The following is a 14,740-nucleotide window of genomic DNA, read 5'->3' on the forward strand; positions in this document are numbered from 1 at the left end:
CCATGAGGAATCCCGGATCGAAGGAGTGGGCACGCAAGCTCGTCGCCGAATACGTAGGCGAACGGCCGACGAAGCCGACGAACGTCTACCGCGTCGCGTATCAGGCGCTGGGGTTGGAGTTTCCGGAAGGGAGGCACGAGGTGGCGCCAGTGGCATCAGCAACCCCGCGGCAGGCACGCCCTGTGCCGGTACCGAGACGGGCGCCGGTTGAAGGCGCGTGGTGGGACACCGAGCCTGCGGCGGCGGATAGCGATTGATAATGAATTTTAACGATTGGAGGTTTGACGGTGAGAGCGAGCCATCAGAGGGATATCAAAGCGCAAAAAAAAGCCTCGCACTGGGCGAGGCTCAACGCTGCGGGGAAGCGGCGTACAACGGGGCCATCGTATGCAGCACGCACCGGTGCAGATATCAGATGACTCCGAAAATGAAGTCACGAGTGGCCGACGAAATCGCTAGTGCCTTGCGCACGCGCGCCCCTGCGCCGCTCGACGCGGCACTCTCGACGATGGTCTCCGCGCCGCGCGCGAAGGTAACGACAGCGCCGAGCGCGATCGAGGAACTGTTCGCGCTGCACGTGCGGGCCGACAAACTGCCGGCGCCGGCGCGCGAGTACCAGTTCGACCCGGCGCGTAAGTGGCGCTTCGACTTCGCCTGGACCGATCGGCGCCTTGCGGTCGAGGTCGAGGGCGGGATTCACTCCGGCGGCCGCCACACGCGCGGCGCCGGGTTCGAGGCCGACGCGCGCAAATACCTCGCCGCGACCCTCGCAGGCTGGAGTGTTGTGCGCGTGACGGGAAAGATGGTGCGGGACGGTTCCGCGATAGCAGCGGTGCGCGAGCTGCTGGCGCGGCAGCGGTGAGGATTTTCGGGAGTGCTCAACATGGAAGCGGTCTTTAACGATGCAGTGCATGCGCTGCGCTACGCGTATTCGTTCAACTCGCAGCAGTACGGCAAGTCGCTGATGGCGCGCATGTACGGGCCGCCGGGTTCTGGCCGTGGGCTGAGTGGCATCGACGGTGCAGGGCAGGCTGGCTTCGTGCTGGCGGAGATCGAGAAGATCCCGCTCGTGCAGCAGGCCGTTCTGTTCGTGCGGTATGCGCCGACCAGCTTCCCATGTTCGTGCGGCGCGGATTGCTGTTCGCGGCAGCGCCCGAACAAGGCATGGCAGGCGGTCGTCGACTGGATCGCCGAGCACCACGTCGCGGCGCTGCTGCCGGGCTGTGTGCGCAACGTGCGGCTGCACAGACAGCTCGTTCGAGAGACGCTGACGGGCGAGCGGTCCGAGTATGCCGCACTCGGCAAGCAGTACGGCGTCCACGCGCAGACCGTCGCCAAGCATGCCGGCGTCATACGGACTGCGCTCGTTGGGACTCGCGCGCACATCGGCGAAATGGACCGGGCACTCGTACGCGCCGACGAGCTGCTGCGCGCCGCGGGAATCGTAGGCGAAGTGCAAGCTGCTTGACCTTTCGTGTTTTGGCAACGAAAATAGCCAGTATTGCAGCGCCACAGTTGCGCCCAACCAAAGCCCGCTACCGAGCGGGCTTTTTTGCGACGGCTGTTTTTGAACCTCCCTTAGACTGGCATTCCGATAACAGTCAAGGAGGCGAAGTGAAAACCAAGGACCGCGAAGAGCTAACCAAAGCTCGTAGAGAACTAAAGGCGTTGGCCAACGAAGCCCTGTTCGTATGGGGCATATTGGACGAGGAAATTAAAAAGTGGTCGCATCCAGAGCCGATCGAGAATAGTGAGCTGATCGCAGCAAGGTTGGCCGCCGGCATCATGGCCGGGCGCAGCGCGGGAAAGCCGGAGAGTAAAGATGCCGACTGAAGCACTGCGGAAGCGGTTCCTGCAAAAGACCGTGCGGCTAAAGACTGGCGGCCCGCTGATGACGGTCGACGCGGTGATCGAAACACAAAGCGGTCCCATGCTCGAGTGTTGCTGGTTCGATCTGCAGTGGCGGACCAAAATCGAGCGCGCGCCGTTCACCGTTGACTCGGTTTTGCTTGCCGGCGGACAGGGGCCGCAGGCTTTCACCGTTTGATTTATCGCCGCGGTACCGCGGTTTTCCAACAACGCCCAGCCGGTTTTCGCCGCTGGGCGTCTTCATTTTCACGTCCTTTGCCCGCGTCTGGCTTCCTTGCCAGCGCGGGCCGTTTCGTTGGCGTCAAGATCCTCGCAGTTTGCTGTTGTGGCCGTTTTTTTCGACTATAAAAAAGGGCTCGCCGTGCAAATTTCCAGTCGCTCGATCGACGGCCTCATTCCGTACGCGCGCAACGCGCGCACCCATTCGGAAAGCCAGATAGCGCAGATAGCCGCCAGCATCGAGGAATTCGGCATGGTCGGCGCAATTGTCGTGCGCGACGGCGTGATCGCGAAGGGTCATGGGACGCTCGCGGCGATCCGCATTCTTTATGGTGCCGGCAAGCGTCTGTATCCGCCGCCCGGGCGCTCGCGCGGCGCCGAGCCGTTTCCTAACGGCGAGGCGCCCGTGCTCGACGCGTCCGGGTGGACCGAGTCGCAATTCCGCGCGTTCGTCATCGCCGACAACCAGCTCGCGCTGCTGGCCGGGTGGAACGAGGAACTGCTGCGGCTCGAAGTGACCGAGTTGCGAGACGACGGCTTCGACGTGGACCTGCTGGGGTTCAAACCGGTCGATCTGGCCCACCTGCTCGACCACCCCGGCGTCGGCCTGACGGACGAGGACGATGCACCGGAACCGCCGGAAGAGCCAGTGTCTGTCGCTGGTGATGTTTGGATCTGTGGCAGCCATCGCGTGATGTGCGGAGACAGTTTGCGGGCCGAGAACGTCTCGGCGTTGATGGGCGGATATCTCGCCGATCTGATCATCACCGATCCGCCGTACAACGTCGCGTACGTCGGCAAGACCGACAAGCGCATGACGATCCAGAACGATGCAATGCAGGCCGGCGAGTTCAGTCGGTTCCTGCTGACTGCGCATCAGACGATGTTCGCGGCAGCAAAGGGCGGAGCTGGCATCTATGTGTTCCACGCGGATACCGAAGGCCTGGCTTTTCGCGGTGCGCTGCTCGATGCGGGATTCAAGCTGGCGCAGTGCTGCGTGTGGGTCAAGCAGTCGCTGGTGCTCGGGCGTCAGGACTACCACTGGCAGCACGAGCCTGTGCTGTACGGCTGGAAGCCGACCGGGAAGCACCGCTGGTATGCCGATCGCAGCCAGTCAACCGTCTGGTCGTTCGACCGACCGGCACGCAACGATCTGCACCCGACGATGAAGCCGGTGGCCGTCGTCGAGTACCCGATCCAGAACAGCAGTCGGGACGGCGATCTTGTGCTCGACACGTTCGGCGGATCCGGAACGACGCTCATTGCGTGCGAGAAGTGCGGACGGCGCGCGCGGCTGCTTGAGCTCGACCCGGTCTACTGCGATGTGATCGTCGCGCGCTGGCAGGCATACACCGGGCTGTCGGCCACACACGAGACGATCGGCACATCATTCGAGGAGATCGCTGCAGCGCGGCGGTTGGATTAGAGCAATGCCACGACAGAGTTTCAAAGCCACAACTGCACAGCGAACGCTCGTCGAGCAGCTTGCGGCGTTCGGCATCCCGCAGGAGGACATGGTCATGCTTGTCCTCGACGCGAACGGGAAGCCGATCTCGGTGCCGACGCTACGGAAGCACTTCCGCCAAGAGCTGACCGAGGGATTGGTCAAGGCCAATACAGCGGTTGCGCAAGCCCTGTTCAAGAAGGCGAAAGCCGGCAACGTGGCGAGCATCATTTTCTGGTTGAAGACCCGCGGCGGGTGGAAGGAAACCCCGCAGTCGGTCGAGCTGTCCGGTCCCGATGGCGGCCCGGTCGAACAAAGGACGCAAATCGTGGATGAACGGAAAGTCAAAGCGGCGCTCGACAAGCTCCAGCGAGAGTACTGAGCACGTCGATCCATCCGTCGAGCGCGAGGTCGCGAAGCAGCTGTGTGAGACGGACCACCTGTTCTTCACGCGGTACTTCTTCAAGCATCGGCAGAGCATCAAGTTCATCGTCAATTGGCACCACGTGCTGATCGCGGACGTGATCCAGCGCGTGATCGATGGCGCGACGAAGAACGTAGTCATCAATGTGCCGCCGGGCTCGTCGAAGACCGAGATGGCGACGATCAACCTGATCTCGCGCGGGCTCGCGTTGAACCCGCGTGCGCGATTCCTGCACATCTCCTACTCGGACGATCTGGCGCTGTTGAACAGCGAGACGGCGCGCGAGGTGGTGCTGTCCGACGAGTATCAGGAGAAGTGGCCACTTGCGATTGCTGACGATGCGAAGTCAAAGAAGCGCTGGAACGTCGTCGTCAACGGGAAGAAGGCGGGCGGGGTCTACGCGGTATCGCTTGGCGGGCAGATCACCGGCTTTCGTGCTGGCCACATGGCCGAAGGGTGGCAGGGCGCAATCATCATCGACGACCCGCTGAAGGTCGAGGACGCGTACAGCAAGACGTTCCGCGACAAGGCAAACCGGAAGCTGCTCTCGACGGTGAAGAGCCGGAAGGCGAACCCTGACACGCCAATCATAGTCATCATGCAGCGCCTGGCCGAGGAGGACCCGACCGGGTTCATTCGCGAGGGCAACCTGCCCGGCGAATGGGAATTCGTCGAGATCCCCGCGCTGATCACCGACGAGTACGCAGCTGCGCTGCCGGAGCGCATCCGCAAGCTGATCGCGCCGTCTGAAAAGGACGAGGACGGCCGGTTCAGCTACTGGCCTTACAAGGAGCCATTGGCCGACCAGCTCGATATGGAGCGCGTCGCCCCGTATGTGCACTCCGGACAGTACATGCAGCGTCCGTCGCCGCTCGGCGGCGGAATCATCAAGAGCGCGTGGTTCCCGCGGTACACGGTGTTGCCGCGCATCCTGTACCGGAAGTTCTTTGTTGACACGGCGCAGAAAACGGCCGAACGGAACGACTACTCGGTGTTCCAGTGCTGGGGAGCCGGCGACGACGGCCGCATCTATCTGCTTGACCAGATCCGCGGCAAATGGGAAGCGCCGGACCTGCGGCAGGTCGCGCTCGACTTCTGGGCGAAGCACAAGCCCTACGACCACCGCGTGAGCGGCGCGCTGCGCGAGATGGTGATCGAAGACAAGGCGAGCGGTACGGGCCTGATACAGGACATCAAAAAGCACGGGAGCATCCCCGTGTGCCCGATGCCGCGCGACACCGACAAGCTGCGGCGCGTGATGGATGTCGTGTCCTACTGGGCGGCGGGGCTCGCTTTGATCCCCGCCGATGCGCCATGGGTACTCGACTTCACGAACGAACTGAACGCGTTCACAGCGGACGACACGCACGCGCACGACGACCAGATCGATCCGATGATCGATGCGACAAATGACATGCTCGCGAACACAGCCGACTGGAGCGCTTGGAACTAACGAATGTTCGAGAAACTGAAATCCGCAATGCGACCACGCGCAACGCGCGTTCGCACGGGAGACTCGCTGTCCAATCTGGTCGCCGGCATGATGACTGCGCGCGACAAGCGCAGGCACAGCAAATTTCGGCGCGACGACATCATCGACCGCGAAGAACTGGCGGCGATGTATCGGCACAACTGGCTCGCGCGAAAGATCGTCGATGCGCCCGCCGAGGACATGACACGGGAGTGGGTGCGGCTCGAAACGGCCAATGAGAGCGCAAAGCAGACGCTGGAGAAAGCGGAGAAGCGGTACGGCCTCATTTCTCGCATAGGCGACAACCTGAAGTGGGGAAGGCTCTATGGCGGCTCGGCACTGTACGTGTCGATAGCCGGCGACGATGCGTCTCAACCGCTGCGTGTTGAACGTATCCGGAAGGGCTCGCTGCTCGGCTTCGTGGTGCTTGATCGTTGGCAATTGTCTCCAGATACGCCGCTGATGCAGATCGACCTGACGCGACCGGACTACTGGCGGCCGAAGCGCTATCGCGTGGCCAACACGAGCCAGTCGATCGACAGCAGCCGCCTCATTTTCGCGGATGGTGCACTCCTGCCGTGGGACGAGCTGCGCCGCAACCAGTTCTGGCACGACAGCGTGCTGCAGCCGGTCTACGACGAGTTGCGCAACGACGAGACGGTGGCGGGCAGCACCGCATCGATGATGTTCGAGGCGATCGTCAACGTGCTGCAGGTCGAAGGATTGCGCGAGATGCTGTCTACAGAAGACGGCACGAAGAGGGTGCAGAAGCGTTTCGAACTCGTCGCGATGATGAAATCGTTCATCGGCATGACGCTGCTCGACAAGAACGATACATACGAGCAGAAGACGATCAGCTTCTCGGGGATCGACGCAATCGGCGCAATGTTCGCGCAGCGCGTGTCCGGCGCGGCCGATATTCCCGCGACCCGATTGTTCGGCCAGGCGCCGAAGGGACTGAATTCGACCGGTGACAGCGACATCCGCAACTACTACGACGGCCTGAAGGCGAGGCAGGAGCAGGAGCTGAGACCGCAGGTAGAGACGATCTACGACGTCATGGCGATGTCGGAATTCGGCCGCACGCTCGATGACCTCGTGATCGAGTTCAATCCGCTGTGGCAACTGTCTGACACCGAGCAGGCAGCGGTCGAGAAGACGCGGGCCGAGACGGACAAGATTTACGCGGTTGATATCGGCCTGCCGATAGAAAGGCACATCATGAGCCGCCTGCAGACCAACGACACGTACCCGACGATTACCGACGAGGACATCAGCCTCGCCGAGGAATTAAACGAACCGCTGGAGGAAGAGCCCGATGCAAATGACGTTGGCAATGCTGGCGCGGGCTCGCGGAATCCGCCGTCGACGGCTGTCGAGGGTGCGCCCGACGCGGCCTAACCGGCGCGCGGAAGGGTGGTATCGAGCACAGCTGCTTGCGATCGTACAGGCGTGTGATGACGCGATGCGTGCGGACGTGTTGCCGCTGCTCAAGCGTGGCGAGCCCGAATACAGCTACGTCGCTGACGACATGTCAGAGGCCTTCACGCGGGCGCTCGACGCCGCTCTGCAGGGTGCCTCGCGGCGCGTGATCGAGCGTACACATGCGCGAGCCCGGATGCTTGCGAGGCGCATGGTCGAGCAGTGCGACGAGAGCACAACGGAAAGTCTGCGCGCGAGTGTGAATGCGGCACTCGGCGTCGATATCCAGGCGGCGCTGCAGATGCAGAGCCTCGGTGGCGTGCTCGAGGCGGCACAGCAGGCTAACGTCGCGCTCATCAAGTCGATACCGCAGCAGTACCTCGACCGCGTTTCGACACAGGTCCTCACGGCGCTGCAGCAGGGACGGCGCTACGGCGCCATCGTCGAAGCGATCCAGAAGGAAACGGACGTCACAGAGCGCCGCGCGAAACTGATCGCGCGCGACCAGACGTCGAAGCTCAATTCAGCCATCACGGAGGCGCGGCAGACCGCGCTCGGTATCGAGGAATACGAGTGGGTGTCGAGCAACGACGAACGTGTGCGCGAGAGCCATGCGGAGAACGACGGCAAGGTGTTCCGGTGGGATTCGCCGCCCGAGACCGGGCACCCGGGCCACGATGTGAACTGCCGATGTTCTGCGCGCCCGATCATCAATCTGGATAACGAATGAACACACGCGTACACCATACCTTCGATATCGCGCTTGGCGCACGACGCTACACGGGCGACGGCTACCTGGTCGCGCCCGCGCGGATCGCGCGCACCGGCATTCAGGAGTACCGAGCCTTTGAGCTCGGACTTCAGGGTGATCCGATGCGCGTAGTGAAGGTCTACCGGCCGCCCGAGGAGGTGTTTCATCCCGACGCGATCGCGTCGTTCCGTAACCTGCCGCTGACGAACGACCATCCGCCCGATGGGGTCAGCGCGGACAACTGGCGTCATCTGGCTGTCGGCACGATGTTCGATCCCGTGCGCGCTGATGACTTCCTCGACGGTGACGTGCAGGTCATGGACCGCGAGGCGATCGCCAACGTCGAGGCAGGCAAGGTCGAACTGTCCGCAGGGTACTCCGCGATTTACGACTGGACGGCCGGCGTTACTGCGGATGGCCAGCAGTATGAAGGCGTGCAGCGCACGATCCGCGGCAACCACGTCGCGCTCGTCAACCGGGGGCGCTGCGGGCCAGCGTGCCGCGTGAGTGATTCAAAACCATCCCATTCAACAGGAGCAACTGCAATGCCGATCCAAATCACGATCGACGGCATCCCCTTCAGCCTCGACGAGGCTGCGGCGGCAGCCGTGAACAACCTGACCAAGAAGCTGGCCGACGCGTCGGCCTCGGTCGCGGACCTCAACGCCCGACTCGACCGCAAGATCAAGATCGGTGGCAAGTCGATCGCGCTACGCGACGCCGATGAGATCGAAAAGGAAGCGGGCGATCAGGAAGAGGCGCTCGAACAGGCGCAGAAGGATGCGATGACCCCGGCGCAGCGCGACGCGATGGTCGCAGATTGGGCCGAAATGCTCGAAGGCGGCAAGCGCATTGCGCCGACCGTCGACGCGAAGGGGAGAACCTGCGCGCAGTATCGCCGCGAGGTGATCAAGTCGCTGTACGGCGATCACAAAATCATCGTCGACGCGGTGCTGAGCGGCAAGACGCTCGACGCCGCTGACGACGCCATATTGCGCCAGGCGTTTGGCGTGCTGTCGGCGACGGTCGGCGCCGCGCCGACGAACGATAGTGGCGCGCGTCGCGATCCGGTCCTCGATTCGCTCAGCCAGTCGATGCGGGCCAACGATGCAACCGGCAGCGGGCAGAAGACCGCCGACAGCGCGCGCACGAACTTCATCGATCGGATGAACGGTCGCGCGTAACACTACGTTTCAACCAACTGGAGTCAATCCACATGAGCCGAATCAATCTGGGTGAGTATGCGCCAGCGCAGTTCGAGCGCGGCATTCCCGGCCTGATCGTCGACAACAACACAGCGACGATTCTCAATGGTACGAACCGCGGCGCAGTGCCGATCGAGCTCGGCCGTGCCGTCTTCTACACGGACATCGAGGGCGAATACGTTCTGCCGGGCGATGAGCGTGCGAAAGCCTTCGCAGGCATCACAGTGCGTCATGTGACCTTCACGGCGAATCTCGAGAGCGAGGTGTTCTACAACCCGGACGTGACGCTGCCGGCCATGCAGTACGGACGCATCTGGGTGACGTGCACCGACGGATGCAACCCGCGCGACCCGGTGAAATTTGCGGACGACGGGACGTTCGCAGTGGGCGACGGCACGCAGGTGCCGGGTGCCGAATGGGAATCGAAAGCGGAGCCGGGGCAGGTCGGCGTCGTCGTGATCAACCGCGTGCCAGGCCTGACGGTGCCGGACGCAGCATAAGGGGAATAGCCGAATGAACCGCAGAAAGATGATTCTCGACGGGCTCCGCTCGATGCGGTCTCTGAATATCGATTCGGAGGCGGGCCTGTCGTTTCTGACCTCGCAGCTTGAGTATCTCGAAACGCAGGTCTACGAGGTGAAGCGCGAGCCGCTCGACTATGAGGCGCTGATTCCGATTTCGACAGATGCCGGGCCACACGTCAATGCGGTCACGTTTCGCATGAGGGAGTTCGCCGGTCGCGGCAAGCGCCACTCCGGTCAGGGTGGGGACGTGCCTCGCGTGGACGTGTTCTACGACGAGAAGTCGATTCCAGTGGTCGGCAGCGCGATCGGTTACGCGTACACGTTTGCAGAGCTGCGTACGGCAGCTGCGCTGAACCAGTCGCTCGACGGCGATCGCCAGGAAACGGCGATGAAGGCATGGCGTTCCCACATGAACCAGGTCGGCCTCTACGGTGAAGACGAGTTGACCGGCCTGTTCAACTCGCCCCACGTGGCGCAGGCGAGTGCTGGCGTGAACCTGCTGACGGCGACGCCGGGGCAGGCGCTGGAATTCATCAATGAGCAGATCACGCAACTCTGGATCTCGACGAAGCGAAACAGTGTCGTGAACACGATTGCCATGCCGGGCAGGGTCCTGGGCCGACTGTCGAGCACGCCGCGTTCAGACAACTCGGACACGACGATCCTCGAATTCATCAAGCGGAACAACGTCTCGAAGACCGAGCGGAACATCGACATCGAGTTCCGCGCAGCCGCGGATCTGGAAACGGCCGGCAAAGGCAAGACGAGCCGCATGATGTTCTACGAGAAGTCGCGGGAGAACATCATGTTCCATATCCCGATGCCGCTGATGTTCCATGCGCCGGAACAGCGCGGCCTCGAAATGCTGGTCAACGGCGAGTACCGTTATTCGGGCGTCGAGTTCCGTTATCCGGGGACGGCCCTGTACGTTGACGACGTGACGGGCTAAAGGGGAGGCACTATGCCGGACATCAGGAACACGACGCGTGCGGGCGCGGTGATTCGCGGCGCCGGTCTCACGGTCGTGATACCGCCGGGCGCGACGCGCCCGGTTTCGGCTCAGGTGTGGGAAGCATTCGTGCGTGGGCGCGCCGCTCGTGCGCAGATCGCTAGTGGCGAGCTGGTGGTGGTCGGCAGCTCGGAGCGGCCGCAAGAGCCGCAAGAGCTGCAAGAGCCGCAGGCGATGGACGGCGCCGGGATTGGTTCCGGGGATCCGCCGCCCGCGGCGCCGGCGCGCCGGGGCAGGAAGTCATGAGCGCTGCCGCGATCATCACGATCGCCGACGTGCGGGCGCGGTTCGGGACCGCATCAAAGCCGTTCGACGATGCCGAGATCGAGGTGGCGATCGCCGACACGCGGCCGTACTTTGACCGCGAGCGCTGGGGCGGTTTCTATCAGCGTGCCGCGTGCGCCCTCGTGATGCACTTCCTCGCGATGGGGCGGGCCGCGGAGCGCGCGGGCGGTAAGCCGTCACTGCCGGCCACGTCGAAAAAGGCTGGCGAAGTGCAGGTCGGTTACGCCACGCCCACGTTCATGATGGGAGACGATGCATGGCTCGCCGCGACCACGTGGGGGCAAGAGTACCTGCAGTTGCGTCGCATCGTCGGCGCCGGAGGGCTGGTCGTATGAGCAAATCTGACTTTCCGAAGCTCGATGAACTGTTCAAGCGCCTGGGCGAGGCCGCGAAGCGTGACGTGGTGGTGGGCTACCCGGTTGCCAGCGGAGCGCAGTTGCACGAGGACGCAGGCATCACGAACGCGCAGCTCGCCGCGCGCTTGTCGTTCGGCGATCCGGAGAAGGGACTGCCCGCGCGCCCCTTTCTCGATCAGGGGATGAAGAGTGGGCAGAAGAAGGTCGTTGGCGCGTTGGCACAGGGGTTGCGGAAGGCGCTGCGCGGCGAGGCGTCTGTCGACGACGCCTTTCACCTTGCCGGCGCAGTGGCGGTCGAGGAAATCAAGGTTGAGGTGCGGCGTGGTGGCCAGCTCGCGCCGAACAAGGCCGACACGATCAAGCGCAAGGGCAGCAGCACGCCGCTGATCGACGAAGGCAACATGCTCGACGCTATGACATCCGAGGTGCGCAATGCTGGATCTCAGTGAGGTCGTGACCGATCCGGATCTCGGCTCGCACGAGATTTCGATCGAGCGCGCGACAGGCGAGCGGCTCCCGTCCGGCGAGTGGCAGGAAACGTATGAGCCTGACACGGTGACAGGCGTTGTCCATCCCGCGAGCAAGGCGCAGCTTGAAACCTTGCCGGAGGGCGAGCGCCTCTACCCAACCATCGCCGTCTTCTGCGACGCGCCGCTGGCCGTTGCCGATTTTGTGCTGCACCAGGGTGCGCGGTGGCGCGTCACGGCCGATTCTGACTGGTCCGACTATGGATATTACTACGCGCTCGCAACTCGACACGACGCCACTTCGCGGCCTCGTGCGGGAGCTTTTGTCGTTACCTGACGGTGCCGTACGTCCGCGCTGGGATGCCGGGCCGACTGGCGGCGAGCCGTTCATCGTTGTGAACGCGAGCGATGATACGCCAATCGGCACCGCGCACCGCGAGTTCGACGGCGAGCGCGAGGTCGAAATTCTGCGTCGCTCGCTGCTGACCGAAGTGCAGTTCGAAGCCTTCGGCACGAACGCATACGCGCTGCTTTCGAAACTTCAACTCGTGCTCGAATCGAGCGCGGCGCTGTCGGCGCTGAAGAACCGGGTCCGCGGGGCAATCCTGCGGTGTAGCCAGGTGATCGATGTGTCGGCGGCAATCGGTGGCGGTCCGGAGGAGCGCGCACGATTCACTGCAACGTTCACGCACACCCACGCGGTGGAGATCGCGCAACCGCGTATCGCATCGGTCGACATCACTGTGCACACCGACAGAAACACCGAATCCATCACCATTGAACCACCCAGCACGGAGCAATAGATGCTGCCCATTGATGAAATCGTAAACGTTCAGCTAAACACGCAGCCGGTCGCGCCGTCGCGCCGTGACTTCGGGGTGACACTGCTGCTCACGCCAGAGGCGGGCAACGTGTTCAACGACACGAGCACGCTGTACATCTACGCCGCACAACAGAGCGACGTCGAAGCGGCATTCGGGACCAACTCGGAAACGGCGCGCGCGACGCGACGGTTCATGGCGCAGCAGCCGCGGCCGAAGCAACTGATGATCGGGCGGTGGGTGAAGACCGATCGTGACTTGCCCGCGACCGCTGCCGCGCTCATTGGCTCGCCCGTGACCGCACCGCTAGCCGACTTCCGAAGCGTGAGCGCAGGCTATCTGACCATCGCATTCGGCGAGACAGTGACGCAACTCGCGCCGCTCAACCTGACTAACGTCACGACGTTCGCCGATGTTGTGAGCGCGATCAACGGCGCGGCCGGCGACGATCCGGAGTGGTCATGTTCGTTCGACGAGACCGGCAACCGGTTCGCGTTCACGGCAAACGAACCCGGCGACGGGCCAGCGTTCCGCTACGTTACCGACGATGGCCAGGCCGGCACCTACCTTGGCTCGCTGATGAAGCTCGAGAACGGTCAGGCGCGAACCGTCGCGGGTGCGGATGAGGTCCTGCTGGAGGCTGAGTCGGTCACGGAAGCTGCTGCGGCGATTCAGGACCGGCAGCCGGGCTGGTATGCGCTCGCGGTGGCCGACCAGTTGCCTGATGACGTCCTGCAGGATATTTCCGACTGGATTCAGGCGGCCAGAGGCAAGATCTTCGGAGTGACGACGACGAATCCGCAGCACATCGAGTTCGACGCCGGTAACGTCATTAGGCGGCTCTACGACAAGAGCAACTACCGGACGGTCGGCACGTACGACAAGACGGACCCGTACGCGATCCTGTCGTTTCTCGCGCGAGGCCTTTCTGTCAACTTCGCGGCGAACAATTCGACGCTGACGATGAAGTTCAAGACGTTGCCGACCGTCGAGGCTGACAATCTGACCCTGGCTGAGGTGAACAAGTGTCGCCGGCTGGGCCTGAACTTCTATACCTACTTCGACGAAGTCGCGATGGTCGCCGAGGGTACGGTGATCGGCGGCCGCTTTTTCGACGAGATCCACATACTCGACTGGTTCGTGGATGCCGTGCAGAAGGAGGTGTTCGCCACGCTGTACCGAAGTCCCACGAAGATCCCGCTCACGGATTTCGGTACGCCCCGCCTCATCGCTGCAGTGGAGCGTGTGTGTCGCGAGGGGCGCCGCAATGGCGCATTTGCACCGGGCGTGTGGAATGGCGATCCGTTCGGCACGCTCGCGGCCGGCGATTACCTGGACAACGGCTTCTACGTCTGGTGCGATACCGTCGATAACCTTTCGACAAGTGATCGGGAGAAGCGCCAGGCGCCGCCGATCCAGACCGCAGTGAAACTCGGCGGTGCCGTTCACGGCGTCGACGTGATCATCAATTTCGACCGCTGATCTTCAGCGTGTATCACGAGCCCCGCTTCGGCGGGGCATTTTTTTGGAGCCCGACAGATGGCAAGTTTTGACCCAAAACAGGTGTCCGTGCTGATCAACGGCGTGCCGCTCGATGACTGGGCGGACGGCGCTGACGTGATTCAGGCCGAGTACAACGCCGACGCAGGCGCGCTCACGGTGGGCGCCAACGGCACCTCCATTTTCGTGGCGTCTGCCGACGATTCGGGGCAGGTGACGCTGAAGATCAAGCAGCACAGCCCGAACAGCAAATACCTCAACGCGTTGCGCGTGCAGCAGCAGTCGAATCTGAAGACGTTCACGCCGCTCGAGTTGAACATCCGCGACCTGCTGAACGACGACGTGGTGACGGCCAGCAAGGGCTACTTCACCACGCGGCCGAAGTACACGCGTGGCGCCGGCCATAACCCCACCGAGTGGGTAATGGTGTTCGAGACGCTCAACATGAATCTTGAAAAGGGAATCGGAAACTGATGGAAAAGGAATACAGGATCGACATGGACGGCGTGCTGTATGTCATGACGCCGGCTGATGCGGAAAGCGCATGGGCTGCGCTCAAAAGCGCCGGTGCGCTGCTGCAGGGCATGCAGGCCGGCGGATTCGGCAACGTGGATGACGTGGACACGACGGCGATCGCGACTGCGTGCATCTCGACCATTCTGTCTAACCTCGGGCGTCCGGAAGTCGCGCGGCTTGAGGCGATCGTGTGGAGTGCGACCGCGGCGTCTGTGAACGGCGCCAAGCCGTACCGCGTGCGCGACAAGTTCAAGGAACACTTCAACGAATACCGCCGACATCTCCTGCCGGTGCTGATGGCTGGCATCAAGTACCAGTACGCGGATTTTTTCGGCGCAAGCGCCTTTTCGAGTCTCTTCCGGAATCTGATGGCGCGGTTCCAGGCAGGGAAGACGACGGAATTGACTGGTTCATCTGGGGACCCGTCGCTCGGGGATTCAGCGGTGTGACGCTGCAC

Annotated in this window: 21 protein-coding genes; all 21 read left to right on the forward strand. The window is 63.0% G+C overall.

The genetic code is table 11. From position 1 onward, the window contains the following. Window positions 1-2 precede the first annotated feature (2 nt). The 21 genes from BC1002_RS32220 (at window position 3) to BC1002_RS32320 (ending at window position 14,732) form a co-directional block, all read left to right on the forward strand. Window positions 3-257: a hypothetical protein gene (locus BC1002_RS32220; protein ID WP_013094163.1), complete on the forward strand. Its 255-nt coding sequence runs from the start codon at window positions 3-5 to the stop codon at window positions 255-257. Window positions 258-439: 182 nt separating this feature from the next. Next, a complete protein-coding gene (locus tag BC1002_RS32225; RefSeq protein ID WP_238538040.1) occupies window positions 440-862 on the forward strand; it encodes an endonuclease domain-containing protein in 423 nt (140 codons plus the stop codon). Window positions 863-883: 21 nt separating this feature from the next. Further along, on the forward strand, window positions 884-1,468 hold the full coding sequence (locus BC1002_RS32230; protein ID WP_013094165.1) for a hypothetical protein: 585 nt from the start codon (window positions 884-886) through the stop codon (window positions 1,466-1,468). Continuing rightward, entirely contained in the window at window positions 1,465-1,833 is a 369-nt protein-coding gene (locus tag BC1002_RS38110; RefSeq protein ID WP_157874834.1) for a hypothetical protein, read from the forward strand. Before BC1002_RS32230 ends, BC1002_RS38110 begins: the two co-directional genes overlap by 4 nt. After that, window positions 1,823-2,047, forward strand: a complete 225-nt coding sequence (locus BC1002_RS32240) for a DUF2158 domain-containing protein (protein WP_013094167.1) — start codon at window positions 1,823-1,825, stop codon at window positions 2,045-2,047. Before BC1002_RS38110 ends, BC1002_RS32240 begins: the two co-directional genes overlap by 11 nt. A 96-nt stretch (window positions 2,048-2,143) precedes the next feature. Beyond that, the gene (locus tag BC1002_RS32245) at window positions 2,144-3,514 is read left to right on the forward strand and encodes a site-specific DNA-methyltransferase (RefSeq protein ID WP_238538041.1); all 1,371 of its coding nucleotides are present in this window, start codon (window positions 2,144-2,146) and stop codon (window positions 3,512-3,514) included. Window positions 3,515-3,518: 4 nt separating this feature from the next. Next, window positions 3,519-3,914, forward strand: a complete 396-nt coding sequence (locus BC1002_RS32250; protein ID WP_013094169.1) for a hypothetical protein — start codon at window positions 3,519-3,521, stop codon at window positions 3,912-3,914. Beyond that, window positions 3,865-5,409 carry a phage terminase large subunit gene (gene terL / locus BC1002_RS32255; protein WP_013094170.1) on the forward strand — a complete coding sequence of 515 codons (1,545 nt, stop codon included), beginning with the start codon at window positions 3,865-3,867 and terminating at the stop codon, window positions 5,407-5,409. Before BC1002_RS32250 ends, terL begins: the two co-directional genes overlap by 50 nt. Window positions 5,410-5,436: 27 nt before the next feature. Next, window positions 5,437-6,828, forward strand: coding sequence for a DUF1073 domain-containing protein (locus BC1002_RS32260; protein ID WP_049870316.1), 1,392 nt, complete (start codon window positions 5,437-5,439; stop codon window positions 6,826-6,828). A gap of 64 nt (window positions 6,829-6,892) precedes the next feature. Next, window positions 6,893-7,579, forward strand: coding sequence for a phage head morphogenesis protein (locus BC1002_RS32265; RefSeq protein ID WP_013094172.1), 687 nt, complete (start codon window positions 6,893-6,895; stop codon window positions 7,577-7,579). Further along, window positions 7,576-8,784, forward strand: a complete 1,209-nt coding sequence (locus BC1002_RS32270) for a DUF2213 domain-containing protein (protein ID WP_013094173.1) — start codon at window positions 7,576-7,578, stop codon at window positions 8,782-8,784. Before BC1002_RS32265 ends, BC1002_RS32270 begins: the two co-directional genes overlap by 4 nt. Window positions 8,785-8,816: 32 nt before the next feature. Next, window positions 8,817-9,305 carry a structural cement protein Gp24 gene (locus BC1002_RS35805; protein WP_013094174.1) on the forward strand — a complete coding sequence of 163 codons (489 nt, stop codon included), beginning with the start codon at window positions 8,817-8,819 and terminating at the stop codon, window positions 9,303-9,305. 13 nt (window positions 9,306-9,318) lie between these two features. Continuing rightward, complete coding sequence (locus tag BC1002_RS32280; protein ID WP_013094175.1) at window positions 9,319-10,278, forward strand: DUF2184 domain-containing protein; 960 nt, start codon at window positions 9,319-9,321, stop codon at window positions 10,276-10,278. 12 nt (window positions 10,279-10,290) lie between these two features. After that, the gene (locus BC1002_RS32285; RefSeq protein WP_013094176.1) at window positions 10,291-10,584 is read left to right on the forward strand and encodes a hypothetical protein; all 294 of its coding nucleotides are present in this window, start codon (window positions 10,291-10,293) and stop codon (window positions 10,582-10,584) included. Beyond that, window positions 10,581-10,958 carry a DUF4054 domain-containing protein gene (locus tag BC1002_RS35810; RefSeq protein WP_013094177.1) on the forward strand — a complete coding sequence of 126 codons (378 nt, stop codon included), beginning with the start codon at window positions 10,581-10,583 and terminating at the stop codon, window positions 10,956-10,958. The genes BC1002_RS32285 and BC1002_RS35810 overlap by 4 nt, the downstream gene beginning before the upstream one ends. Beyond that, window positions 10,955-11,428 carry a hypothetical protein gene (locus tag BC1002_RS32295; protein ID WP_013094178.1) on the forward strand — a complete coding sequence of 158 codons (474 nt, stop codon included), beginning with the start codon at window positions 10,955-10,957 and terminating at the stop codon, window positions 11,426-11,428. Before BC1002_RS35810 ends, BC1002_RS32295 begins: the two co-directional genes overlap by 4 nt. Continuing rightward, on the forward strand, window positions 11,412-11,783 hold the full coding sequence (locus BC1002_RS32300; protein ID WP_013094179.1) for a hypothetical protein: 372 nt from the start codon (window positions 11,412-11,414) through the stop codon (window positions 11,781-11,783). The genes BC1002_RS32295 and BC1002_RS32300 overlap by 17 nt, the downstream gene beginning before the upstream one ends. After that, the gene (locus tag BC1002_RS32305; RefSeq protein ID WP_157874835.1) at window positions 11,707-12,249 is read left to right on the forward strand and encodes a phage neck terminator protein; all 543 of its coding nucleotides are present in this window, start codon (window positions 11,707-11,709) and stop codon (window positions 12,247-12,249) included. The genes BC1002_RS32300 and BC1002_RS32305 overlap by 77 nt, the downstream gene beginning before the upstream one ends. Further along, complete coding sequence (locus BC1002_RS32310; RefSeq protein WP_013094181.1) at window positions 12,250-13,749, forward strand: DUF3383 domain-containing protein; 1,500 nt, start codon at window positions 12,250-12,252, stop codon at window positions 13,747-13,749. Window positions 13,750-13,806: 57 nt separating this feature from the next. Further along, window positions 13,807-14,241: a phage structural protein gene (locus tag BC1002_RS32315; protein ID WP_013094182.1), complete on the forward strand. Its 435-nt coding sequence runs from the start codon at window positions 13,807-13,809 to the stop codon at window positions 14,239-14,241. Next, window positions 14,241-14,732, forward strand: coding sequence for a phage tail assembly chaperone (locus BC1002_RS32320; protein WP_013094183.1), 492 nt, complete (start codon window positions 14,241-14,243; stop codon window positions 14,730-14,732). The genes BC1002_RS32315 and BC1002_RS32320 overlap by 1 nt, the downstream gene beginning before the upstream one ends. The last annotated feature ends 8 nt before the right edge of the window (window positions 14,733-14,740 follow it).

The sequence above is a fragment of the Paraburkholderia atlantica genome (assembly GCF_000092885.1).
GTDB lineage: Bacteria > Pseudomonadota > Gammaproteobacteria > Burkholderiales > Burkholderiaceae > Paraburkholderia > Paraburkholderia atlantica.

What these genes read in the sequence shown, in the direction of transcription:
- BC1002_RS32220 (WP_013094163.1), top strand. Translation starts at nt 3, where the DNA reads ATGAGGAATCCCGGATCGAAGGAGTGGGCACGCAAGCTCGTCGCCGAA.
- BC1002_RS32230 (WP_013094165.1), top strand. Translation starts at nt 884, where the DNA reads ATGGAAGCGGTCTTTAACGATGCAGTGCATGCGCTGCGCTACGCGTAT.
- BC1002_RS32240 (WP_013094167.1), top strand. Translation starts at nt 1,823, where the DNA reads ATGCCGACTGAAGCACTGCGGAAGCGGTTCCTGCAAAAGACCGTGCGG.
- BC1002_RS32250 (WP_013094169.1), top strand. Translation starts at nt 3,519, where the DNA reads ATGCCACGACAGAGTTTCAAAGCCACAACTGCACAGCGAACGCTCGTC.
- terL (WP_013094170.1), top strand. Translation starts at nt 3,865, where the DNA reads ATGAACGGAAAGTCAAAGCGGCGCTCGACAAGCTCCAGCGAGAGTACT.
- BC1002_RS32260 (WP_049870316.1), top strand. Translation starts at nt 5,437, where the DNA reads ATGCGACCACGCGCAACGCGCGTTCGCACGGGAGACTCGCTGTCCAAT.
- BC1002_RS32265 (WP_013094172.1), top strand. Translation starts at nt 6,893, where the DNA reads ATGCGTGCGGACGTGTTGCCGCTGCTCAAGCGTGGCGAGCCCGAATAC.
- BC1002_RS32270 (WP_013094173.1), top strand. Translation starts at nt 7,576, where the DNA reads ATGAACACACGCGTACACCATACCTTCGATATCGCGCTTGGCGCACGA.
- BC1002_RS35805 (WP_013094174.1), top strand. Translation starts at nt 8,817, where the DNA reads ATGAGCCGAATCAATCTGGGTGAGTATGCGCCAGCGCAGTTCGAGCGC.
- BC1002_RS32280 (WP_013094175.1), top strand. Translation starts at nt 9,319, where the DNA reads ATGAACCGCAGAAAGATGATTCTCGACGGGCTCCGCTCGATGCGGTCT.
- BC1002_RS32285 (WP_013094176.1), top strand. Translation starts at nt 10,291, where the DNA reads ATGCCGGACATCAGGAACACGACGCGTGCGGGCGCGGTGATTCGCGGC.
- BC1002_RS35810 (WP_013094177.1), top strand. Translation starts at nt 10,581, where the DNA reads ATGAGCGCTGCCGCGATCATCACGATCGCCGACGTGCGGGCGCGGTTC.
- BC1002_RS32295 (WP_013094178.1), top strand. Translation starts at nt 10,955, where the DNA reads ATGAGCAAATCTGACTTTCCGAAGCTCGATGAACTGTTCAAGCGCCTG.
- BC1002_RS32300 (WP_013094179.1), top strand. Translation starts at nt 11,412, where the DNA reads ATGCTGGATCTCAGTGAGGTCGTGACCGATCCGGATCTCGGCTCGCAC.
- BC1002_RS32305 (WP_157874835.1), top strand. Translation starts at nt 11,707, where the DNA reads ATGGATATTACTACGCGCTCGCAACTCGACACGACGCCACTTCGCGGC.
- BC1002_RS32310 (WP_013094181.1), top strand. Translation starts at nt 12,250, where the DNA reads ATGCTGCCCATTGATGAAATCGTAAACGTTCAGCTAAACACGCAGCCG.
- BC1002_RS32315 (WP_013094182.1), top strand. Translation starts at nt 13,807, where the DNA reads ATGGCAAGTTTTGACCCAAAACAGGTGTCCGTGCTGATCAACGGCGTG.
- BC1002_RS32320 (WP_013094183.1), top strand. Translation starts at nt 14,241, where the DNA reads ATGGAAAAGGAATACAGGATCGACATGGACGGCGTGCTGTATGTCATG.